Raw genomic sequence first — 20,827 nt, forward strand, 5'->3', positions numbered from 1 at the left:
CGTCTGAAAAGTATATTTTTTCAATAGGTTACACATGAATCCTGACATTCCTCTGCAACTCCTGGGCGGCATCACGGCAAGGGAGTTCCTGCGCGACTACTGGCAGAAAAAACCCCTGCTGATCCGTCAGGCGATTCCTGACTTCCAAAGCCCGATCGATGCCGACGAACTGGCCGGCCTGGCCCTGGAAGAAGAAGTCGAATCGCGCCTGGTGATCGAGCACGGCGAGCGCCCCTGGGAATTGCGCCGCGGCCCGTTCGCCGAAGACGAATTCAGCAAGCTGCCAGAGCGCGAGTGGACCCTGCTGGTACAGGCGGTCGATCAGTTCGTACCGGAAGTCAGCGAGCTGCTGGAGAACTTCCGTTTCCTGCCGAGCTGGCGCATCGACGACGTGATGATCAGCTTCGCTGCACCCGGTGGCAGCGTGGGTCCGCATTTCGATAACTACGACGTGTTCCTGCTGCAGGGCCATGGCCAGCGCAACTGGAAAATCGGCCAGATGTGCGACTCCGAAAGCCCGTTGCTGCAGCACGCCGACCTGCGCATCCTTGCCGAATTCGAAGCCACCGATGAGTGGACCCTGGAACCGGGCGACATGCTCTACCTGCCGCCGCGCCTGGCGCACTGTGGCGTGGCCGTGGATGACTGCATGACCTACTCGGTGGGTTTCCGTGCGCCGAGCGCCGCTGAAGTGCTGACCCACTTCACCGACTTCCTCAGCCAGTTCCTGCCGGACGAAGAACGCTACACCGACGCCGACGCACGCCCTGTAGCCGACCCGCACCAGATCCAGCAGGACGCCCTCGACCGCCTCAAGGGCTTGCTGGCCGAGCACATGAGCGACGAGCGCCTGCTGCTGACCTGGTTCGGCCAGTTCATGACCGAGCCGCGCTACCCGGAACTGGTGGTGGGCCCGGAACTGGAAGAAGACGACCTGCTGGCCAGCCTGGAACAAGGCGCCGTGATCATTCGCAACCCGAGCGCGCGCCTGGCCTGGTCGGAAGTCGATGACGACCTGCTGCTGTTCGCCAGCGGCCAGAGCCGTTACCTGCCGGGCAAGCTGCGCGAACTGCTGAAAATGATCTGCGCCGCCGACGCCCTGCACATCGAGAACCTCGGTCCGTGGCTGGCCGACGAAGACGGTCGCGGCCTGGTCTGCGAGCTGGTCAAGCAAGGCAGCCTGGGGTTCGCCGATGAATAAAATTCACGTTCGTGTCGCAGACTGGCAAAAGGATAACGCCGAGATCCGGCGCATTCGTGAGGCCGTGTTCATTGCCGAGCAATCCGTTCCGCCTGAACTGGAATGGGATGCCGACGACCAGAGCGCGGTGCATTTCCTGGCGTTTGAAGGCGACTTTCCCATCGGCACCGCCCGCCTGTTGACCGACGGCCATATCGGCCGTGTCTCGGTCCTCAAGGACTGGCGTGGCCTGAAGGTGGGCGATGCGCTGATGCACGCCGTGATCGCCGAAGCCGAGAAACGTGGGCTCCAGCAACAGATGCTCAGCGCCCAGGTGCATGCCACGCCGTTCTATGAGCGGCTGGGGTTTGCGGTGGTCAGCGAGGAGTTCCTGGAAGCCGGGATTCCTCATGTGGACATGGTGCGGCGCTCGGCCTGAACACCGCTGGAAGCAGCAACACAATACCCTGTGGCGAGGGAGCTTGCTCCCGCTGGGCTGCGCAGCGGCCCCCGCTTTTTGGGGTTCGCTTCGCGACCCAGCGGGAGCAAGCTCCCTCGCCACAAAAGCATCATGCAACGCCCAAAACGCCCCGCCATCCACCGATGCCGGGGCGTTTTGCCGTCTAACATTCAACTTGCGCCACCCGGGGCCGACAAACTGGCAATATCAGGCCTTTGTCTCATGGAGAAATGGACATGCTTCTACGCACCCTGCTGACCCTCTTGCTGCTTGGTAGCAGCCTGTCAGCCATGGCCGATACGCAAGTCGTGCCGCTGAACTACCGCACCAGCGCCGACCTGCTGCCGGTGGCGCAGAATTTCATCGGCAAGGACGGCCAGGTCAGCGCCTACGGCAACCAACTGATCGTCAACGCCGAGCCCGGCAAAATCGAAGAACTCCGGCAATTCCTCGCGCAATTGGACACCGCGCCCAAGCGCCTGCTGATCACGGTCGACACCAACGAAAACAACCTGCAGGGCGACCAGGGTTACTCGATCAACGGTGCCGCGCCCAGCCAGACCCGCATCATCAACCGCAGCACCGCCAGCCGTGACGGCGGCGTGCAGCAGGTGCAAGCCAGCGAAGGCCAGCCGGCGCTGATCCAGGTCGGCCAGAGCGTGCCCTTCACCAGCAGCCAGACCGACAACTACGGCCGCCTGCAAAGCCAGACCGAATACCGCAACGTCACCCAGGGTTTTTATGTCACGGCGAGCGTCACCGGCGAGACCGTTCATCTCAGCATCAGTACCAACCGTGACCGCATGAGCCAGGAACGTCCCGATGTAGTGAACATTCAGAGTACCGACACAACCGTCAGTGGCCGCCTGGGCGAATGGATCACCCTGGCCGGCGTCAATCGCCAGACTCAAGCCGACAAGCAGGGCCTGACCCGCAGCTACTCTACCCAGGGCCGCGACGACATGATTTTGCGGGTCAAGGTCGACACCCTGAACTGAAGCACCAAAAACTGACTGATGAGTCGTATTAGACCAAAGATGTAGTGCCACAAAAAAAGCACTACAAAACGTTTGACGAGCCAAAAAACCGAAGGCATGATGGCCTCGCTCCCGCTAATCAGGGGCCCTGGCAAGGGCCTTCGGGTCGACGCTTGCAACTACCCTGCGAGCCGATTCGTGTCTGTACCGCCCACAAGGTGTGTTTGACGAGGTTGCGACTGGAACGAAGTTGTCCCGAGGGACGGAAGCGTAACTAGGTAACCCGGCATCACTCTGAGTTCGTATGGAGGCCCACGACGCCCGAATGCGCCCGCAGTTCGCCCCTACCTGCTCACTTCCCCTCGAGCCCATCGTTCATCCCGTCGCCTCCCCGCCTGAACCGACTTGTACGCCAATCCCTGGTCGGCAGGAGCAAGGAATTTTCCACCAAGACCTATGCGACGAGGTTTATCTCCATGGCACTGACACGCGAACAGCAAATTGCAGCCCTTGAAAAAGACTGGGCTGAAAACCCGCGCTGGAAAGGCGTGAAGCGCAATTATTCCGCTGCTGACGTCGTCCGTCTGCGTGGCTCGGTTCAACCTGAGCACACCTTTGCGAAACTGGGCGCCGAGAAGCTTTGGAACCTGGTGACCCAGGGCGCCAAGCCAGCCTTCCGTCCCGAGAAAGATTTCGTCAACTGCATGGGTGCCCTGACCGGCGGCCAGGCTGTGCAGCAAGTCAAGGCCGGCATCCAGGCGATCTACCTGTCGGGCTGGCAAGTGGCCGCGGACAACAACTCCGCCGAGTCGATGTACCCCGACCAGTCGCTGTACCCGGTGGATTCGGTTCCAACCGTGGTCAAGCGCATCAACAACTCGTTCCGTCGCGCCGACCAGATCCAGTGGAAAGCCGGCAAGAACCCGGGCGACGAAGGCTACATCGACTACTTCGCGCCGATCGTGGCTGACGCTGAAGCCGGTTTCGGTGGCGTCCTGAACGCCTACGAGCTGATGAAGAGCATGATCGAGGCAGGCGCCGCCGGCGTTCACTTCGAAGACCAATTGGCTTCGGTGAAGAAATGCGGCCACATGGGCGGCAAGGTGCTGGTTCCAACCCAGGAAGCCGTGCAGAAGCTTACCGCTGCCCGCCTGGCTGCCGACGTTGCCGGTGTACCGACCATCATCCTGGCCCGTACCGACGCCAACGCCGCTGACCTGCTGACCTCCGACTGCGACCCGTACGACCAACCGTTCGTGACTGGCACTCGCACCCAGGAAGGCTTCTACAAGGTGCGCGCCGGTCTCGACCAGGCCATCGCCCGTGGCCTGGCCTACGCGCCGTACGCCGACCTGATCTGGTGCGAAACCGCCAAGCCGGACCTGGACGAGGCTCGTCGCTTCGCCGAAGCGATCAAGAAGGAATACCCGGACCAACTGCTGTCGTACAACTGCTCGCCTTCCTTCAACTGGAAGAAAAACCTGGACGACGCGACCATCGCCAAGTTCCAACGCGAACTGTCCGCCATGGGCTACAAGCACCAGTTCATCACCCTGGCCGGCATTCACAACATGTGGCACAGCATGTTCAACCTGGCGCACGACTACGCCCGCAACGACATGACCGCCTACGTGAAGCTGCAAGAGCAAGAGTTCGCTGACGCCGCCAAGGGCTACACCTTCGTGGCTCACCAGCAGGAAGTGGGCACCGGCTACTTCGACGACATGACCACCGTGATCCAGGGCGGCACTTCGTCGGTGACCGCACTGACCGGTTCCACCGAAGAAGAACAGTTCCACTGATACACGCCGTAAAACGGCCCTTGCGGACCGAGTAAAAGCTAACCGCAAAGCCGATGATCTGACGCCCCGACTGGTTCGGGGCTTTTTTTTGCCGGCTTTTCCCGCTCCGTTTTTCACACCTTGAAGCGAATTGATCTGACGAGCCTGGTTTTTTCACGCGTTTTTTTTGAAGCAACCTACGCTGTAAGAGCAAGCCTGCATCTGTGGGAGTCAGGCTCGCCCGCGATGAACGATTACGCTGTCTGCCTCGGGACCGCGTTGCCGGCATCGCGAGCAAGCCTGGCTCCCACAGGAGCAGTCCCCCACGCAGATCCCACCCTCACAGCCCCCTCCCCCCACAAAACTTCGGCGCCCGGCTAGAAAAATTGATCGAACGCAGTATTGGGCAGTCCGAAAAGGAGTAAAACGTGCGGCGCTGACAATTACAGTAGCGGCGATGTAAGACAGTCTTTCAGGCACAACACTAAGTGCACCGCAGAAAGGTCGCTACAGATAATAATAATTATCATTTGGAAGTCATTATCATTGTTACATTCCGCACGAAATATTATTGATGAATAGCCGGCCAACGCCCACCAGGCCTGGGCCGCAGGGTCCTGGAGGTGCGCTATGTCCTTATTCCAATAAATAATTTCGCTATAGGAATTTTACTTGCCCGGTGTTTAGCCATAAAATCACCGCGATTGATTGCTGCGACATATCGTCACTGCGTTATTTCATTCAAGCTCAGAGACCTTTGCTCTCTGTTAAGGATTTCCAGCATGTCCGAAGCGACAGGACTCATGGCCCACAATTGGGGCTTTGCCATTTTCCTTCTGGGCGTTGTTGGCCTGTGTGCTTTCATGCTCGGTGTATCGAGCCTGCTTGGGTCAAAAGCCTGGGGCCGCAGCAAAAATGAACCGTTCGAGTCCGGCATGCTACCTACCGGTGGCGCCCGCTTGCGGCTCTCAGCCAAATTCTATCTGGTCGCGATGCTCTTCGTGATCTTCGATATCGAAGCCCTCTTTCTCTTTGCATGGTCTGTGTCCGTCCGCGAAAGCGGCTGGACCGGATTCGTCGAAGCTCTCGTTTTCATAGCAATTCTGTTGGCAGGTCTTGTCTACCTTTACCGAGTGGGGGCGCTTGATTGGGCTCCGGAAGCTCGGCGCAAGCGGCAAGCGAAGCTGAAACAATGAGGCTTTGGCAATGCAATACAATCTCACCAGGATCGACCCCGATGCTCCTAACGAGCAGTATCCGATTGGCGAACGGGAAACCGTCGCCGATCCGTTAGAAGATCAAGTCCACAAAAACATCTTCATGGGCAAGCTCGAAGACGTGCTGAACAGCACGGTCAACTGGGGTCGCAAGAACTCCCTGTGGCCGTACAACTTCGGTCTTTCGTGCTGCTACGTGGAAATGACCACCGCCTTCACGGCGCCCCACGACATCGCGCGCTTTGGCGCCGAGGTGATCAGGGCATCGCCACGCCAGGCGGATTTCATGGTTATCGCCGGTACCTGCTTCATCAAGATGGCGCCGATCATCCAGCGTCTCTACGAGCAAATGCTCGAGCCGAAGTGGGTTATCTCCATGGGTTCGTGCGCCAACTCCGGTGGCATGTACGACATCTACTCCGTCGTTCAAGGGGTGGACAAGTTCCTGCCCGTGGACGTCTACGTGCCCGGCTGCCCGCCTCGCCCTGAAGCTTTCCTGCAAGGCCTGATGCTGTTGCAGGAGTCGATTGGCCAGGAGCGTCGCCCACTGTCCTGGGTCGTTGGCGATCAAGGCGTCTATCGCGCCGACATGCCATCGCAAAAGGAACAGCGCCGCGAACAGCGTATCGCAGTCACCAACCTGCGCAGCCCCGACGAAGTCTGATCCAGCTCTGTTCCTCTACAAGAAACGAGAACCTGGCTTCATTCTTTACGTTGACCGAAAGCGATAAATAACCATGACTACAGGCAGTGCTCTGTACATCCCGCCTTACAAGGCAGACGACCAGGATGTGGTCGTCGAACTGAACAACCGTTTTGGCCCCGAGGCGTTCACCGCCCAGCCGACCCGCACCGGCATGCCGGTGCTTTGGGTTGCCCGCGCCAAACTCGTCGAAGTCCTGACGTTCCTGCGCAACCTGCCCAAGCCGTACGTCATGCTCTATGACCTGCACGGCGTGGACGAGCGCCTGCGCACCAAGCGTCAAGGGCTGCCCGACGGCGTCGACTTCACCGTGTTCTATCACCTGATGTCGATCGAGCGTAATAGTGACGTAATGATCAAGGTCGCCTTGTCCGAGAGCGACCTTAGCGTGCCGACCGTGACCGGTATCTGGCCGAACGCCAACTGGTACGAACGTGAAGTGTGGGACATGTTCGGGATCGATTTCCCCGGCCACCCTCACCTGTCGCGCATCATGATGCCGCCGACCTGGGAAGGTCACCCGCTGCGCAAGGACTTCCCGGCCCGTGCCACCGAGTTCGACCCGTTCAGCCTGTCCCTGGCCAAGCAACAGCTCGAGGAAGAAGCCGCGCGCTTCAAGCCTGAAGACTGGGGCATGAAGCGTTCGGGCGCCAACGAGGACTACATGTTCCTCAACCTCGGCCCGAACCACCCTTCGGCCCACGGTGCGTTCCGTATCATCCTGCAACTGGACGGCGAAGAGATCGTCGACTGCGTGCCTGACATCGGCTACCACCACCGTGGCGCCGAGAAAATGGCCGAGCGCCAGTCCTGGCACAGCTTCATCCCGTACACCGACCGCATCGACTACCTCGGCGGCGTGATGAACAACCTGCCGTACGTGCTTTCGGTCGAGAAACTCGCCGGGATCAAGGTACCGGAGAAGGTCGACGTCATCCGCATCATGATGGCCGAGTTCTTCCGTATCACCAGCCACCTGCTGTTCCTGGGTACCTATATCCAGGACGTGGGGGCCATGACGCCGGTGTTCTTCACCTTCACCGACCGCCAGAAGGCCTACACGGTGATCGAAGCCATCACCGGTTTCCGCCTGCACCCGGCCTGGTACCGCATCGGTGGTGTTGCCCACGACCTGCCACGCGGCTGGGAAAAGCTGGTCAAGGACTTCGTCGAGTGGATGCCCAAGCGCCTGGACGAATACACCAAGGCCGCCCTGCAGAACAGCATCCTCAAGGGTCGTACCATCGGGGTCGCTGCCTACAACACCAAAGAGGCCCTGGAATGGGGCGTCACCGGTGCCGGCCTGCGTTCCACCGGTTGCGACTTCGACCTGCGCAAGGCGCGCCCTTACTCCGGCTACGAAAACTTCGAATTCGAAGTACCGCTGGCGGCCAATGGCGATGCCTACGACCGCTGCATGGTTCGCGTCGAGGAAATGCGCCAGAGCATCAAGATCATCGACCAATGCATGCGCAACATGCCGGAAGGCCCGTACAAGGCGGATCACCCGCTGACCACGCCGCCGCCAAAAGAGCGCACGCTGCAACACATCGAAACCCTGATCACGCACTTCCTGCAGGTTTCGTGGGGCCCGGTCATGCCGGCCAACGAGTCCTTCCAGATGATCGAAGCGACCAAGGGCATCAACAGTTATTACCTGACGAGCGACGGCGGCACCATGAGCTACCGCACCCGGATTCGCACCCCAAGCTTCCCACACCTGCAACAGATCCCTTCGGTGATCAAAGGCAGCATGGTCGCGGACATGATTGCGTACCTGGGTAGTATCGATTTCGTTATGGCCGACGTGGACCGCTAAGCATGAACAGCACGCTTATCCAGACTGACCGTTTCGCCCTGAGCGAAACCGAGCGCTCGGCCATCGAGCACGAGCTGCATCACTACGAAGACCCGCGCGCGGCGTCGATCGAAGCCCTGAAAATCGTCCAGAAGGAACGTGGCTGGGTGCCTGACGGCGCGCTCTACGCCATCGGCGAGATCCTCGGCATCCCGGCCAGCGACGTCGAAGGCGTGGCCACCTTCTACAGCCAGATTTTCCGCCAGCCAGTGGGCCGTCACATCATTCGTGTCTGCGACAGCATGGTCTGCTACATCGGTGGCCACGAATCGGTGGTCAGCGAGATCCAGGGCAAGCTGGGCATCGGCCTGGGCCAGACCACCGCCGACGGTCGCTTCACCCTGCTGCCGGTGTGCTGCCTGGGTAACTGCGACAAGGCACCGGCGCTGATGATCGACGACGACACCTTCGGTGACGTTACGCCTGACGGCGTCGCCAAATTGCTGGAGGGCTACGTATGACCCTGACTTCCTTCGGGCCCGCCAACCGCATCCAGCGTTCGGCCGAAACCCATCCCCTGACCTGGCGTCTGCGTGACGACGGCGAAGCGGTATGGCTGGACGAATACCAGGCCAAGAACGGCTACGCCGCCGCGCGCAAGGCGTTCAGCGACATGGCCCAGGACGACATCGTCCAGACCGTGAAAGACTCCGGCCTCAAGGGCCGTGGCGGCGCGGGTTTCCCCACGGGTGTGAAGTGGGGCCTGATGCCCAAGGACGAATCCATCAACATCCGCTACCTGCTGTGCAACGCGGATGAAATGGAGCCCAACACCTGGAAGGACCGCATGTTGATGGAGCAACTGCCCCATCTGCTGATCGAAGGCATGCTGATCAGCGCCCGCGCGCTGAAAACCTACCGTGGCTATATCTTCCTGCGTGGCGAGTACACCACCGCCGCCAAGCACCTGAACCGTGCCGTGGAAGAAGCCAAGGCCGCAGGCCTGCTGGGCAAGAACATCCTGGGCAGCGGTTTTGATTTCGAGCTGTTCGTCCACACCGGTGCCGGGCGCTACATCTGCGGTGAAGAAACCGCACTGATCAACTCCCTGGAAGGCCGTCGCGCCAACCCACGTTCCAAGCCGCCCTTCCCTGCCGCCGTAGGCGTGTGGGGCAAGCCGACCTGCGTGAACAACGTCGAGACCCTGTGCAACGTGCCGGCGATCATCGCCGACGGCGTGGACTGGTACAAATCCCTGGCCCGTGACGGCAGCGAAGACATGGGCACCAAGCTCATGGGCTTCTCCGGCAAGGTCAAGAACCCTGGCCTGTGGGAACTGCCGTTCGGCGTCACCGGCCGCGAACTGTTCGAAGACTACGCCGGCGGCATGCGCGACGGCTACAAGCTCAAGTGCTGGCAGCCTGGCGGCGCCGGTACCGGGTTCCTGTTGCCGGAACACCTGGACGCCCAAATGTACGCCGGCGGCATCGCCAAGGTCGGCACCCGCATGGGTACCGGCCTGGCGATGGCGGTGGACGACAGCGTCAACATGGTGTCGCTGCTGCGCAACATGGAAGAGTTCTTCTCCCGTGAGTCGTGCGGTTTCTGCACCCCTTGCCGCGATGGCCTGCCGTGGAGCGTCAAGCTGCTGCGGGCCCTTGAAAACGGCGAAGGCCAGGCCGGCGACATCGAGACCCTGTTGGGTCTGGTGGGTTTCCTCGGCCCAGGCAAGACCTTCTGTGCTCACGCACCGGGTGCCGTGGAGCCGTTGGGCAGCGCGATCAAATACTTCCGTCCAGAGTTCGAAGCCGGCATCGCGCCCACCAGCGCCGTCGTCCCGCCTCTGGCAAAGCCGATCGTAGTCGGCGCGTAAACGCTTAAAAAAGGCGAAGGGTCCGTGCCCTTCGTCTTCTCGTGTGATGACGCCGTAAACGGCTGTGTTGATTCACGCGAATAACAAGATTCCATTAGCCACGCCCGCTGACACCGGGCCAACGAAGAACTTTGAACCATGGCCACTATCCACGTAGACGGCAAAGAGCTCGAAGTCGATGGCGCAGACAACCTGTTACAGGCATGTCTGTCGCTGGGCCTCGACATTCCTTATTTCTGCTGGCACCCCGCCCTTGGCAGCGTTGGCGCTTGTCGCCAGTGCGCGGTCAAGCAGTACACCGACGAAAACGACAAGCGTGGTCGGATCGTCATGTCCTGCATGACCCCTGCCACCGACGGCAGCTGGATCTCCATCGACGACGAAGAAGCGAAAGTGTTTCGCGCCAGCGTCGTCGAATGGCTGATGACCAACCACCCTCACGACTGCCCGGTCTGTGAGGAAGGCGGCCACTGCCACCTGCAAGACATGACGGTGATGACCGGCCACAACGAGCGCCGTTATCGCTTCACCAAGCGCACTCACCAGAACCAGGACCTCGGCCCATTCATCTCCCACGAGATGAACCGCTGCATCGCCTGCTATCGCTGCGTGCGTTTCTACAAGGACTACGCCGGCGGCACCGACCTGGGCGTATTCGGCGCCCACGACAACGTGTACTTCGGTCGCGTTGAAGACGGCACCCTGGAAAGCGAGTTCTCCGGCAACCTCACCGAGGTCTGCCCGACCGGTGTGTTCACCGACAAGACTCACTCCGAGCGTTACAACCGCAAGTGGGACATGCAGTTCTCGCCGAGCATCTGCCATGGCTGCTCCAGCGGTTGCAACATCTCCCCGGGCGAGCGCTACGGTGAACTGCGTCGCATCGAAAACCGCTTCAACGGTTCGGTGAACCAGTACTTCCTGTGTGACCGTGGCCGCTTCGGCTATGGCTACGTCAACCGCAAGGATCGTCCACGCCAGCCGCAGCTGGCGGGTGGCGCCAAGCTGAGCCTGGACCAAGCGCTGGACAAGGCCGCCGAGCTGCTGCGCGGTCGCAACATCGTCGGCATCGGTTCGCCACGGGCCAGCCTGGAAAGCAACTACGCGCTGCGTGAGCTGGTCGGCGCCGAGCACTTCTACAGTGGCATCGAAGCCGGTGAGCTGGAACGCATCCGCCTGGTGCTGCAAGTGCTCAAGGACAGCCCACTGCCCGTGCCGAACATGCGCGACATCGAAGACCACGACGCGGTATTCGTCCTTGGCGAAGACCTGACCCAGACCGCCGCCCGCATGGCCCTGGCCCTGCGCCAGTCGGTCAAGGGCAAGGCCGAGGACATGGCCGACGCCATGCGCGTCCAGCCTTGGCTCGACGCCGCCGTGAAGAACATCGGCCAGCACGCGCTGAACCCACTGTTCATCGCCAGCCTCGCTGAAACCAAGCTCGACGACGTGGCCGAAGAATGCGTCCACGCCGCCCCTGACGACCTGGCCCGCATCGGTTTCGCCGTGGCCCACGCCCTGGACGCCAGCGCCCCAGCCGTAGAAGGCCTGGACAGCGAAGCGGCCGCCCTGGCCCAACGCATCGCCGACGCCCTGCTGGCGGCCAAGCGCCCACTGATCATCGCCGGCACCTCGTTGGGTTCCAAGGCGCTGATCGAAGCCGCGGCCAACATCGCCAAAGCCTTGAAGCTGCGCGAGAAGAACGGTTCCATCAGCCTGATCGTGCCGGAAGCCAACAGCCTCGGCCTGGCCATGCTCGGTGGCGAATCGGTGGACGCGGCCCTGCAAGCGGTGATCGACGGCAGCGCCGACGCCATCGTGGTGCTGGAGAACGACCTGTTCACCCGCACTGACAAGGCCAAGGTCGATGCCGCGCTGAACGCAGCCAAGGTTGTGATCGTCGCCGACCATCAGAAAACCGCCACCACCGACCGCGCCCACCTGGTGCTGCCAGCGGCAAGCTTCGCCGAAGGCGACGGTACGCTGGTCAGCCAGGAAGGTCGCGCCCAGCGCTTCTTCCAGGTCTTCGACCCGCAATACCTGGACGCCAGCATCCTGGTTCATGAAGGCTGGCGCTGGCTGCACGCCCTGCGCGCCACCCTGCTGGACCAGCCGATCGACTGGACGCAACTGGACCACGTTACCGCCGCCGTCGCTTCGAGCAGCCCGCAACTGGCCGCCATCGTCGACGCCGCACCGTCCGCCTCGTTCCGCATCAAAGGCCTGAAGCTGGCGCGCGAACCGCTGCGCTACTCCGGTCGCACCGCCATGCGCGCCGACATCAGCGTTCACGAACCGCGCACCTCCCAGGACAACGACACCGCGTTCTCGTTCTCCATGGAAGGCTACTCGGGCTCGACCGAACCGCGTTCCCAGGTGCCATTCGCCTGGTCGCCGGGCTGGAACTCGCCGCAAGCCTGGAACAAGTTCCAGGACGAAGTCGGTGGTCACCTGCGTGCAGGCGACCCGGGCACCCGCCTGATCGAAAGCCAGGGCGATGGCCTGAGCTGGTTCGCCAGCGTGCCGCGCGCCTTCAATCCGGCACCGGGCACCTGGCAGGTCGTGCCGTTCCATCACCTGTTCGGCAGCGAAGAGAACTCTTCCAAGGCCGCACCGGTGCAGGAACGCATCCCGGCCGCCTACGTGTCGCTGGCCAAGTCCGAAGCCGACCGCCTGGGCGTCAACGACGGTGCCCTGCTGAGCCTGAGCGTGGCCGGCCAGACCTTGCGTCTGCCGCTGCGCATCAATGAAGAACTGGGCGCCGGCCTGGTGGCCCTGCCGGCCGGCCTGGCAGGCATCCCGCCAGCGATTTTCGGCAAAACCGTCGACGGTCTGCAGGAGGCAGCGCAATGAGCTGGTTCACCCCTGAAGTGATCGCTGTGATCCTGACGGTCCTCAAGGCCATCGTGATCCTGCTGGCCGTGGTGGTCTGCGGCGCGTTGCTGAGCTTTGTCGAACGTCGCCTGCTGGGCTGGTGGCAGGACCGCTACGGTCCGAACCGCGTCGGCCCGTTCGGCATGTTCCAGATCGCCGCCGACATGATCAAGATGTTCTTCAAGGAAGACTGGACGCCGCCGTTTGCCGACAAGGTGATCTTCACCCTGGCACCGGTGGTCGCCATGAGCGCCTTGCTGATCGCCTTCGCGATCATCCCGATCACCCCGACCTGGGGTGTGGCGGACCTGAACATCGGCCTGCTGTTCTTCTTCGCCATGGCTGGCCTGTCGGTGTATGCGGTGCTGTTCGCCGGCTGGTCGAGCAACAACAAGTTCGCCCTGCTGGGCAGCCTGCGGGCCTCGGCCCAGACCGTGTCCTACGAAGTGTTCATGGGCCTGTCGCTGATGGGCATCGTGATCCAGGCCGGCTCGTTCAACATGCGCGACATCGTCGAGTACCAGGCCCAGAACCTGTGGTTCATCATTCCGCAGTTCTTCGGTTTCTGTACCTTCTTCATCGCTGGCGTGGCCGTGACTCACCGTCACCCCTTCGACCAGCCGGAAGCGGAGCAGGAACTGGCCGACGGTTACCACATTGAATATGCCGGCATGAAATGGGGCATGTTCTTCGTCGGTGAATACATCGGCATCATCCTGATCTCGGCGCTGCTGGTAACGCTGTTCTTCGGTGGCTGGCACGGTCCGTTCGACATCCTGCCGCAACTGTCCTTCGTCTGGTTCGCCCTGAAGACCGCGTTCTTCATCATGCTGTTCGTCCTGCTGCGCGCCTCGATCCCGCGCCCACGCTACGACCAGGTGATGGACTTCAGCTGGAAATTCTGCCTGCCGCTGACCCTGATCAACATGCTGGTGACCGCTGCGATCGTTTTGATGAACGCGCCTGCGGCCGCGGTTCAGTGAGGATTTGACCCATGTTCAAATATATTGGCGACATCGTTAAGGGTACCGGTACCCAACTGCGAAGCCTGGTCATGATCTTCGGCCATGGCTTTCGCAAGCGTGACACCCTGCAATACCCGGAAGAGCCGGTCTACCTGGCACCGCGCTATCGTGGCCGCATCGTCCTGACCCGCGACCCCGACGGCGAAGAGCGCTGCGTGGCCTGCAACCTGTGCGCCGTGGCGTGCCCGGTGGGTTGCATCTCGCTGCAGAAAGCTGAAACCGAAGACGGTCGCTGGTACCCGGACTTCTTCCGCATCAACTTCTCGCGCTGCATTTTCTGCGGCCTCTGCGAGGAAGCCTGCCCGACCACCGCGATCCAGCTCACGCCGGATTTCGAAATGGCCGAGTTCAAACGTCAGGACCTGGTGTACGAGAAAGAAGATCTGCTGATTTCCGGTCCCGGTAAAAACCCTGATTACAACTTCTATCGTGTTGCAGGTATGGCCATTGCCGGTAAGCCAAAAGGCGCCGCGCAGAACGAAGCCGAACCGATCAACGTGAAGAGCTTGCTGCCTTAAGGAAGAAAGATGGAATTCGCTTTCTATTTCGCATCGGGTATCGCGGTGGTGTCCACGCTTCGTGTGGTCACCAACACCAACCCTGTGCACGCCCTGCTCTACCTGATCATTTCGCTGATCGCCGTGGCCATGACCTTCTTCGCCCTCGGTGCACCGTTCGCCGGTGCCCTGGAAGTGATCGCCTACGCCGGCGCCATCATGGTGCTGTTCGTGTTCGTGGTGATGATGCTCAACCTCGGCCCGGCAGCAGTCCAACAGGAACGCTCCTGGCTCAAGCCCGGCATCTGGGCGGGACCGGTGATCCTGTCCGCCCTGCTGCTGGGTGAACTGCTGTATGTGCTGTTCGCTCACCAGAGCGGCCAGGCCATCGGCCACACCACCGTAGACGCCAAGGCCGTGGGCATCAGCCTGTTCGGTCCGTACCTGCTGGTGGTCGAACTCGCCTCGATGCTGCTGCTTGCCGCAGCCGTCACGGCGTTCCATTTGGGCCGTAACGAGGCGAAGGAGTAATCACATGCCTGCTATCCCTCTCGAACATGGTCTGGCGGTTGCCGGCATCCTGTTCTGCCTCGGTCTGGTTGGCCTGATGGTCCGCCGCAACATTCTGTTCGTGCTGATGAGCCTGGAGGTCATGATGAATGCCTCCGCCCTGGCTTTCATCGTCGCGGGCGCTCGCTGGGCGCAGCCGGATGGACAGATCATGTTCATCCTGGTGATCAGCCTGGCAGCCGCCGAGGCCAGTATCGGCCTGGCGATCCTGTTGCAGCTGTATCGCCGCTTCCACACTCTCGATATCGACGCTGCCAGCGAGATGCGCGGATGAACCTGATCTTTCTGACTTTCGTATTCCCCCTCATTGGTTTCCTGCTGCTGTCGTTCTCCCGTGGACGCTGGTCGGAAAACCTTTCGGCGCTGGTTGGCGTGGGTTCCATCGGCCTGTCTGCCATCGTCACGGCCTACGTGATCTGGCAATTCAACGTCGCCCCGCCCGAAGGCGGTGTGTATGTGCAGGTGCTGTGGCGCTGGATGGCGGTAGAAGGCTTCACGCCGAACTTCGCCCTCTACCTGGACGGCCTGTCCATCACCATGCTCGGCGTGGTGGTCGGCGTGGGTTTCCTGATCCACCTGTTCGCCTCCTGGTACATGCGCGGTGAAGCCGGTTACTCGCGCTTCTTCGCCTACACCAACCTGTTCATCGCCAGCATGCTGTTCCTGGTGCTCGGCGATAACCTGTTGTTCCTGTACTTCGGCTGGGAAGGCGTGGGCCTGTGCTCGTACCTGTTGATCGGTTTCTACTACAGCAACCGCAACAACGGGAATGCCGCACTCAAGGCGTTCATCGTCACCCGGATCGGCGACGTGTTCATGGCCATCGGCCTGTTCATCCTGTTCCAGCAACTGGGCACGCTGAACATCCAGGAACTGTTGGTCAAGGCACCCGAGCACTTCAAGGTCGGTGACTTCTGGATCGTCCTGGCGACCCTGATGCTGCTGGGCGGCGCCGTTGGTAAATCCGCGCAACTGCCGCTGCAAACCTGGTTGGCGGACGCGATGGCCGGCCCTACCCCGGTCTCGGCACTGATCCACGCCGCGACCATGGTAACGGCGGGCGTCTACCTGATCGCCCGTACCCACGGCCTGTTCGCCCTGGCGCCGGACATCCTGCACCTGGTCGGCATCGTCGGCGGCGTGACCCTGGTACTGGCCGGTTTTGCCGCCCTGGTACAAACCGACATCAAGCGCATCCTCGCCTACTCGACCATGAGCCAGATCGGCTACATGTTCCTGGCCCTGGGCGTCGGTGCCTGGGAAGGCGCGATCTTCCACCTGATGACCCACGCCTTCTTCAAGGCGCTGCTGTTCCTTGCTTCCGGTGCGGTGATCGTTGCCTGCCACCACGAGCAGAACATCTTCAAGATGGGCGGCCTGTGGAAAAAACTGCCGTTGGCCTATGCCAGCTTCATCGTTGGCGGCGCGGCCCTGGCGGCCCTGCCACTGGTCACCGCCGGTTTCTACTCCAAGGACGAGATCCTCTGGGAAGCGTTCGCCAGCGGTAACCAGGCGCTGCTCTATGCCGGCCTGGTGGGTGCGTTCATGACCTCGCTGTACACCTTCCGCCTGATCTTCATCGCGTTCCATGGTGAAGCCAAGACCGAAGCCCATGCCGGCCACGGCATTGCTCACTGGCTGCCACTGTCGGTGCTGATCGTGCTGTCGACCTTCGTCGGCGCGATGATCACCCCACCGCTGGCCGATGTGTTGCCGCAAAGCGTCGGCCATGCCGGCGGCGAAGCCAAGCACAGCCTGGAAATCGCCTCGGGCGCCATTGCCCTGTCGGGTATCCTGCTGGCCGCCCTGCTGTTCCTGGGCAAGCGTCGTTTCGTCACGGCGATCGCCAACAGCGGCATCGGGCGATTCCTTTCGGCCTGGTGGTTCGCCGCCTGGGGCTTCGACTGGATCTACGACAAACTGTTCGTCAAGCCATACCTTGCGATCAGCCACATTCTGCGCAAAGACCCGCTCGACCAGACCATTGGCCTGATCCCGCGCATGGCCAAGGGCGGCCACACTGCCCTGAGCCGTACCGAGACCGGTCAACTGCGTTGGTATGCGGCTTCCATGGCGGCTGGCGCCGTGCTGGTTATCGGCGCCATCGTGCTGGTAGCGGTCTGATATGAACCTTGCGAACTTGCGAAAGGAAACGAGCCCGTCATGATTCTGCCCTGGCTAATCCTGATCCCCTTCATCGGCGGCCTGCTGTGCTGGATCGCGGAGCGCTCCAGCTCCACGCTCCCGCGCTGGATTGCGCTGCTGACCATGTCCCTGGAACTCGCGCTCGGCCTCTGGCTGTGGGCGACCGGCGACTATTCATTTGCTCCGGCTCCTGGCGCCGATCCGACCTGGGCGCTTGAATTCAAGCATGCCTGGATCGCGCGCTTCGGCATCAGCGTGCACCTGGCCCTCGACGGCCTGTCGCTGCTGATGATCCTGCTGACCGGCCTGCTGGGTATCCTCTCGGTACTCTGCTCGTGGAAAGAGATCCAGCGTCACGTGGGTTTCTTCCACCTGAACCTGATGTGGATCCTGGGCGGCGTCATCGGCGTGTTCCTGGCGCTGGACCTGTTCATGTTCTTCTTCTTCTGGGAAATGATGCTGGTGCCGATGTACTTCCTCATCGCGCTCTGGGGTCACAGTTCTTCGGACGGCAAGAAAACCCGGATCTACGCGGCGACCAAGTTCTTCATCTTCACCCAGGCTTCCGGCCTGATCATGTTGGTGGCGATCCTTGGCCTGGTGCTGGTCAACTTCAACAACACCGGCGTGATTACCTTCAACTACGCCGACCTGTTGAAAGTGCAGATGTCCAAGACCACCGAGTACGTGCTGATGCTCGGCTTCTTCATCGCCTTCGCGGTGAAGCTGCCAGTGGTGCCGTTCCACTCCTGGCTGCCGGACGCCCACGCCCAGGCGCCGACCGCAGGTTCCGTGGACCTGGCGGGTATCTTGCTCAAGACCGCGGCCTACGGCCTGCTGCGCTTTGCCCTGCCGCTGTTCCCCAATGCGTCGGCCGAGTTCGCGCCGATTGCCATGACCCTGGGCCTGATCGGGATTTTCTACGGTGCGTTCCTGGCGTTCGCCCAGACCGACATCAAGCGCCTGATCGCGTTCTCCAGCGTTTCGCACATGGGCTTCGTGCTGATCGGGATCTACTCCGGCAGCCAGCTCGCCCTGCAAGGCGCGGTGATCCAGATGCTGGCTCACGGCCTGTCGGCGGCAGCGCTGTTTATCCTCAGCGGCCAGTTGTACGAGCGTCTGCATACCCGGGACATGCGTGAGATGGGTGGCCTGTGGTCGCGCATCGCCTACCTGCCGGCCATCAGCCTGTTCTTCGCGGCCGCTTCCCTGGGCCTGCCGGGCACCGGCAACTTTGTCGGCGAGTTCCTGATCCTGATCGGTTCGTTCGTCAGTGCACCGTGGATCACCGCCATCGCCACTTCCGGCCTGGTGTTCGGTTCGGTCTACTCGCTGATCATGATCCACCGTGCCTACTTCGGCCCGACCAAGTCGGACGAAGTGCTGCGTGGCATGGACGGTCGCGAACTGATCATGGTGCTTGGCCTTGCGGTGCTGCTGGTTTACCTCGGCGTTTCCCCGCAACCGTTCCTCGACACCTCTGCCGCCACGATGCATGGCGTGCAGCAGTGGCTCGGCACCGCCTTCTCTCAACTCGCTTCGGCCCGGTAAGAGCGCTATGGAATTCACGATTCAACACTTTATCGCGCTTGCGCCGCTGTTGATCACCAGCGCCACGATCATCGTGGTGATGCTGGCGATCGCCTGGCGGCGCAATCACTCACAGACCTTCCTGCTGTCGGTGGCGGGGCTGAACCTGGCCTTGCTGTCGATCCTGCCGGCCCTGAAAGTCGCGCCCCTGGCGGTCACCCCGCTGATACAGATCGACAGCTTCGCCTGCCTCTACATGGCGTTGATCCTGGTCGCCACCCTGGCCTGCGTCACCCTCGCCCACGCCTACCTCGGCGATGGCGGTTCGGGTTACCCGGGCAACCGCGAAGAACTGTACCTGCTGATCCTGATGGCCGCCGCCGGTGGCCTGGTCCTGGTCAGCGCGCAGCACCTGGCCAGCCTGTTCATCGGCCTGGAACTGCTCTCGGTACCGGTCTACGGCCTAGTGGCCTACGCCTTCTTCAACAAGCGCTCCCTGGAAGCCGGCATCAAGTACATGGTGCTGTCGGCGGCCGGTTCCGCGTTCCTGTTGTTCGGCATGGCCCTGCTCTACGCCGAAGCCGGCACCCTGAGCTTCGTCGGCATTGGCCAGGCCCTGGCGGCCACCGGCCTGCCTAGCCCGATCGCGCAACTGGGCCTGGGCATGATGCTGATCGGCCTGGCGTTCAAACTGTCGCTGGTACCGTTCCACCTCTGGACCCCGGACGTCTACGAAGGCGCCCCGGCGCCAGTGGCGGCGTTCCTGGCCACCGCGTCGAAAGTGGCAGTGTTCGCGGTCATGGTGCGTCTGTTCCAGATCTCGCCAGTGGCCAGCAGCGGTGTGCTGAGCAACGTACTGACCATCATCGCCATCGCGTCGATCCTGTTCGGTAACCTGCTGGCACTGACCCAGAGCAACCTCAAGCGTCTGCTGGGTTATTCGTCCATCGCCCACTTCGGCTACCTGCTGATCGCCCTGATCGCCAGCAAGGGCCTGGCCATGGAAGCCATCGGCGTGTACCTGGTCACCTACGTGATCACCAGCCTCGGTGCGTTCGGCGTGATCACCCTGATGTCCTCGCCGTACAACGGCCGCGACGCCGACGCCCTGTACGAATACCGCGGCCTGTTCTGGCGCCGTCCGTACCTGACCGCCGTGCTGACCGTGATGATGCTGTCCCTGGCGGGCATCCCGCTGACCGCCGGCTTCATCGGCAAGTTCTACATCATCGCCACCGGCGTCGAGGCTCACCAATGGTGGCTGGTCGGCTCCCTGGTGCTGGGCAGTGCCATCGGCGTGTTCTACTACCTGCGCGTCATGGTCACCCTGTACCTGATGGAACCGAACCTGCGTCGCCACGACGCCGAGTTGCACTGGGAACAGAAGGCAGGCGGCGTGATGCTGCTGGCCATCGCCGCACTGGCGTTCTTCCTCGGTGTGTACCCGCAGCCGTTGCTGACCCTGGTTCAGCAGGCTGGCTTGACGGGCTGATCGCGTAGCGGTAGCTCGTAGAAAACAGAAACGGCACCTTCGGGTGCCGTTTTTTTATGCGTGTTGCCCGATTTAGCTCATGACCCAGCCCGCCACGGTGCAAGCGCCCCTTCGAAAAGTGAAAAGGCTCCATGCAGGAAACGGTTGAAGCGAGCGGCATCACGCCGTAGCCCAGCCTGTTGACCGCCAATCAGGCACAGATGAGCCACCTGACCAATCACTTCTGCTTCGCCTGGCATAGGGACCAAGCGGCGACACGTCCGTATCGCGAAGTCCAGTCGTCTTGTGTCAACACGCTGCTGAAACTCGCCTACCAACGGATCGTGCAACGACCAGGCTCGGATGGAAACTTCCCGCCCAGGTTGTTTCTCAGCGGCAATACTCAAATAGCGTTTCAGGATTTCGCCCGCGCTACTGCCCTGCCCCGCATAAGCGAGCATGCGCTCCGTGTAGTCTTCTTCCCACGCAGCCAGCAGGGTGCGGACAAAATCTTCACGATTGCGGAAATGGTGATAGAACGATCCGCGGGTCACATTCAATCGGCGCGATAGACTCTCGGCCGAAACGCCGGTATGCCCTATTTGGTCGAGGGCCTCAAAACCAGCCGCGATCCAATGGTTACGAGTTAGCTTTCTCACCGGTCATTTCGCTCCCTATTTAGCACCATACAGACTGTGTAGGGTGCGTAACCGATCGATACGCTGC

General features: G+C 61.6%; 18 protein-coding genes. 17 read left to right on the plus strand and 1 reads right to left on the minus strand.

Features of this window, described 5'->3' with window-relative positions:
* Nucleotides 1-34 precede the first annotated feature (34 nt).
* From QMK47_RS18420 to nuoN, 17 genes are all read left to right on the plus strand, one after another.
* Nucleotides 35-1,201 carry a cupin domain-containing protein gene (locus tag QMK47_RS18420; RefSeq protein ID WP_003203358.1) on the plus strand — a complete coding sequence of 389 codons (1,167 nt, stop codon included), beginning with the start codon at nucleotides 35-37 and terminating at the stop codon, nucleotides 1,199-1,201.
* Nucleotides 1,194-1,619 (plus strand): GNAT family N-acetyltransferase, encoded by a 426-nt coding sequence (locus tag QMK47_RS18425; protein ID WP_214512765.1) that lies wholly within the window; start codon nucleotides 1,194-1,196, stop codon nucleotides 1,617-1,619. The genes QMK47_RS18420 and QMK47_RS18425 overlap by 8 nt, the downstream gene beginning before the upstream one ends.
* Before the next feature lie 257 nt (nucleotides 1,620-1,876).
* On the plus strand, nucleotides 1,877-2,638 hold the full coding sequence (locus tag QMK47_RS18430) for a secretin N-terminal domain-containing protein (protein ID WP_320389003.1): 762 nt from the start codon (nucleotides 1,877-1,879) through the stop codon (nucleotides 2,636-2,638).
* A gap of 455 nt (nucleotides 2,639-3,093) precedes the next feature.
* Complete coding sequence (aceA, locus tag QMK47_RS18435; protein WP_053123202.1) at nucleotides 3,094-4,419, plus strand: isocitrate lyase; 1,326 nt, start codon at nucleotides 3,094-3,096, stop codon at nucleotides 4,417-4,419.
* 761 nt (nucleotides 4,420-5,180) lie between these two features.
* Nucleotides 5,181-5,594, plus strand: coding sequence for an NADH-quinone oxidoreductase subunit A (locus QMK47_RS18440; protein WP_003203367.1), 414 nt, complete (start codon nucleotides 5,181-5,183; stop codon nucleotides 5,592-5,594).
* Nucleotides 5,595-5,604: 10 nt separating this feature from the next.
* Entirely contained in the window at nucleotides 5,605-6,279 is a 675-nt protein-coding gene (locus QMK47_RS18445; RefSeq protein WP_013693708.1) for a NuoB/complex I 20 kDa subunit family protein, read from the plus strand.
* Between the two features lie 73 nt (nucleotides 6,280-6,352).
* A complete protein-coding gene (gene nuoC / locus QMK47_RS18450) occupies nucleotides 6,353-8,137 on the plus strand; it encodes an NADH-quinone oxidoreductase subunit C/D (protein WP_214512768.1) in 1,785 nt (594 codons plus the stop codon).
* 2 nt (nucleotides 8,138-8,139) lie between these two features.
* Nucleotides 8,140-8,637 (plus strand): NADH-quinone oxidoreductase subunit NuoE, encoded by a 498-nt coding sequence (gene nuoE, locus QMK47_RS18455; protein ID WP_214512769.1) that lies wholly within the window; start codon nucleotides 8,140-8,142, stop codon nucleotides 8,635-8,637.
* A complete protein-coding gene (nuoF, locus tag QMK47_RS18460) occupies nucleotides 8,634-9,989 on the plus strand; it encodes an NADH-quinone oxidoreductase subunit NuoF (protein WP_003203373.1) in 1,356 nt (451 codons plus the stop codon). Before nuoE ends, nuoF begins: the two co-directional genes overlap by 4 nt.
* Nucleotides 9,990-10,127: 138 nt before the next feature.
* Nucleotides 10,128-12,842 (plus strand): NADH-quinone oxidoreductase subunit NuoG, encoded by a 2,715-nt coding sequence (gene nuoG / locus QMK47_RS18465; RefSeq protein WP_320389005.1) that lies wholly within the window; start codon nucleotides 10,128-10,130, stop codon nucleotides 12,840-12,842.
* Nucleotides 12,839-13,846: an NADH-quinone oxidoreductase subunit NuoH gene (gene nuoH / locus QMK47_RS18470; protein WP_253476225.1), complete on the plus strand. Its 1,008-nt coding sequence runs from the start codon at nucleotides 12,839-12,841 to the stop codon at nucleotides 13,844-13,846. Before nuoG ends, nuoH begins: the two co-directional genes overlap by 4 nt.
* An 11-nt stretch (nucleotides 13,847-13,857) precedes the next feature.
* Nucleotides 13,858-14,406, plus strand: a complete 549-nt coding sequence (gene nuoI / locus QMK47_RS18475; RefSeq protein WP_003180051.1) for an NADH-quinone oxidoreductase subunit NuoI — start codon at nucleotides 13,858-13,860, stop codon at nucleotides 14,404-14,406.
* 9 nt (nucleotides 14,407-14,415) lie between these two features.
* The gene (gene nuoJ / locus QMK47_RS18480) at nucleotides 14,416-14,916 is read left to right on the plus strand and encodes an NADH-quinone oxidoreductase subunit J (protein ID WP_003203382.1); all 501 of its coding nucleotides are present in this window, start codon (nucleotides 14,416-14,418) and stop codon (nucleotides 14,914-14,916) included.
* 4 nt (nucleotides 14,917-14,920) lie between these two features.
* Entirely contained in the window at nucleotides 14,921-15,229 is a 309-nt protein-coding gene (gene nuoK / locus QMK47_RS18485; RefSeq protein WP_003180046.1) for an NADH-quinone oxidoreductase subunit NuoK, read from the plus strand.
* Nucleotides 15,226-17,079, plus strand: a complete 1,854-nt coding sequence (nuoL, locus tag QMK47_RS18490) for an NADH-quinone oxidoreductase subunit L (RefSeq protein ID WP_253476227.1) — start codon at nucleotides 15,226-15,228, stop codon at nucleotides 17,077-17,079. Before nuoK ends, nuoL begins: the two co-directional genes overlap by 4 nt.
* Before the next feature lie 39 nt (nucleotides 17,080-17,118).
* Nucleotides 17,119-18,651 (plus strand): NADH-quinone oxidoreductase subunit M, encoded by a 1,533-nt coding sequence (nuoM, locus tag QMK47_RS18495; protein ID WP_253476229.1) that lies wholly within the window; start codon nucleotides 17,119-17,121, stop codon nucleotides 18,649-18,651.
* Between the two features lie 7 nt (nucleotides 18,652-18,658).
* The gene (nuoN, locus tag QMK47_RS18500) at nucleotides 18,659-20,122 is read left to right on the plus strand and encodes an NADH-quinone oxidoreductase subunit NuoN (protein WP_253476231.1); all 1,464 of its coding nucleotides are present in this window, start codon (nucleotides 18,659-18,661) and stop codon (nucleotides 20,120-20,122) included.
* A 77-nt stretch (nucleotides 20,123-20,199) separates the two neighbouring features.
* Here the strand turns inward: nuoN and QMK47_RS18505 are convergent, their stop codons facing one another.
* Nucleotides 20,200-20,760, minus strand: a complete 561-nt coding sequence (locus tag QMK47_RS18505) for a TetR/AcrR family transcriptional regulator (RefSeq protein ID WP_253476233.1) — start codon at nucleotides 20,758-20,760, stop codon at nucleotides 20,200-20,202.
* Between the last annotated feature and the right edge of the window lie 67 nt (nucleotides 20,761-20,827).

Origin of the sequence: Pseudomonas sp. P9_35, from assembly GCF_034008205.1 — a bacterium.
GTDB classification, from domain to species: domain Bacteria; phylum Pseudomonadota; class Gammaproteobacteria; order Pseudomonadales; family Pseudomonadaceae; genus Aquipseudomonas; species Aquipseudomonas kilonensis.

Coding starts and splice junctions, on each gene's coding strand:
- QMK47_RS18425 (WP_214512765.1), top strand. CDS start 1,194: ATGAATAAAATTCACGTTCGTGTCGCAGACTGGCAAAAGGATAACGCC.
- nuoJ (WP_003203382.1), top strand. CDS start 14,416: ATGGAATTCGCTTTCTATTTCGCATCGGGTATCGCGGTGGTGTCCACG.
- nuoE (WP_214512769.1), top strand. CDS start 8,140: ATGAACAGCACGCTTATCCAGACTGACCGTTTCGCCCTGAGCGAAACC.
- nuoN (WP_253476231.1), top strand. CDS start 18,659: ATGGAATTCACGATTCAACACTTTATCGCGCTTGCGCCGCTGTTGATC.
- aceA (WP_053123202.1), top strand. CDS start 3,094: ATGGCACTGACACGCGAACAGCAAATTGCAGCCCTTGAAAAAGACTGG.
- nuoH (WP_253476225.1), top strand. CDS start 12,839: ATGAGCTGGTTCACCCCTGAAGTGATCGCTGTGATCCTGACGGTCCTC.
- nuoF (WP_003203373.1), top strand. CDS start 8,634: ATGACCCTGACTTCCTTCGGGCCCGCCAACCGCATCCAGCGTTCGGCC.
- QMK47_RS18430 (WP_320389003.1), top strand. CDS start 1,877: ATGCTTCTACGCACCCTGCTGACCCTCTTGCTGCTTGGTAGCAGCCTG.
- nuoC (WP_214512768.1), top strand. CDS start 6,353: ATGACTACAGGCAGTGCTCTGTACATCCCGCCTTACAAGGCAGACGAC.
- nuoI (WP_003180051.1), top strand. CDS start 13,858: ATGTTCAAATATATTGGCGACATCGTTAAGGGTACCGGTACCCAACTG.
- nuoL (WP_253476227.1), top strand. CDS start 15,226: ATGAACCTGATCTTTCTGACTTTCGTATTCCCCCTCATTGGTTTCCTG.
- QMK47_RS18440 (WP_003203367.1), top strand. CDS start 5,181: ATGTCCGAAGCGACAGGACTCATGGCCCACAATTGGGGCTTTGCCATT.
- nuoM (WP_253476229.1), top strand. CDS start 17,119: ATGATTCTGCCCTGGCTAATCCTGATCCCCTTCATCGGCGGCCTGCTG.
- QMK47_RS18420 (WP_003203358.1), top strand. CDS start 35: ATGAATCCTGACATTCCTCTGCAACTCCTGGGCGGCATCACGGCAAGG.
- QMK47_RS18445 (WP_013693708.1), top strand. CDS start 5,605: ATGCAATACAATCTCACCAGGATCGACCCCGATGCTCCTAACGAGCAG.
- nuoG (WP_320389005.1), top strand. CDS start 10,128: ATGGCCACTATCCACGTAGACGGCAAAGAGCTCGAAGTCGATGGCGCA.
- nuoK (WP_003180046.1), top strand. CDS start 14,921: ATGCCTGCTATCCCTCTCGAACATGGTCTGGCGGTTGCCGGCATCCTG.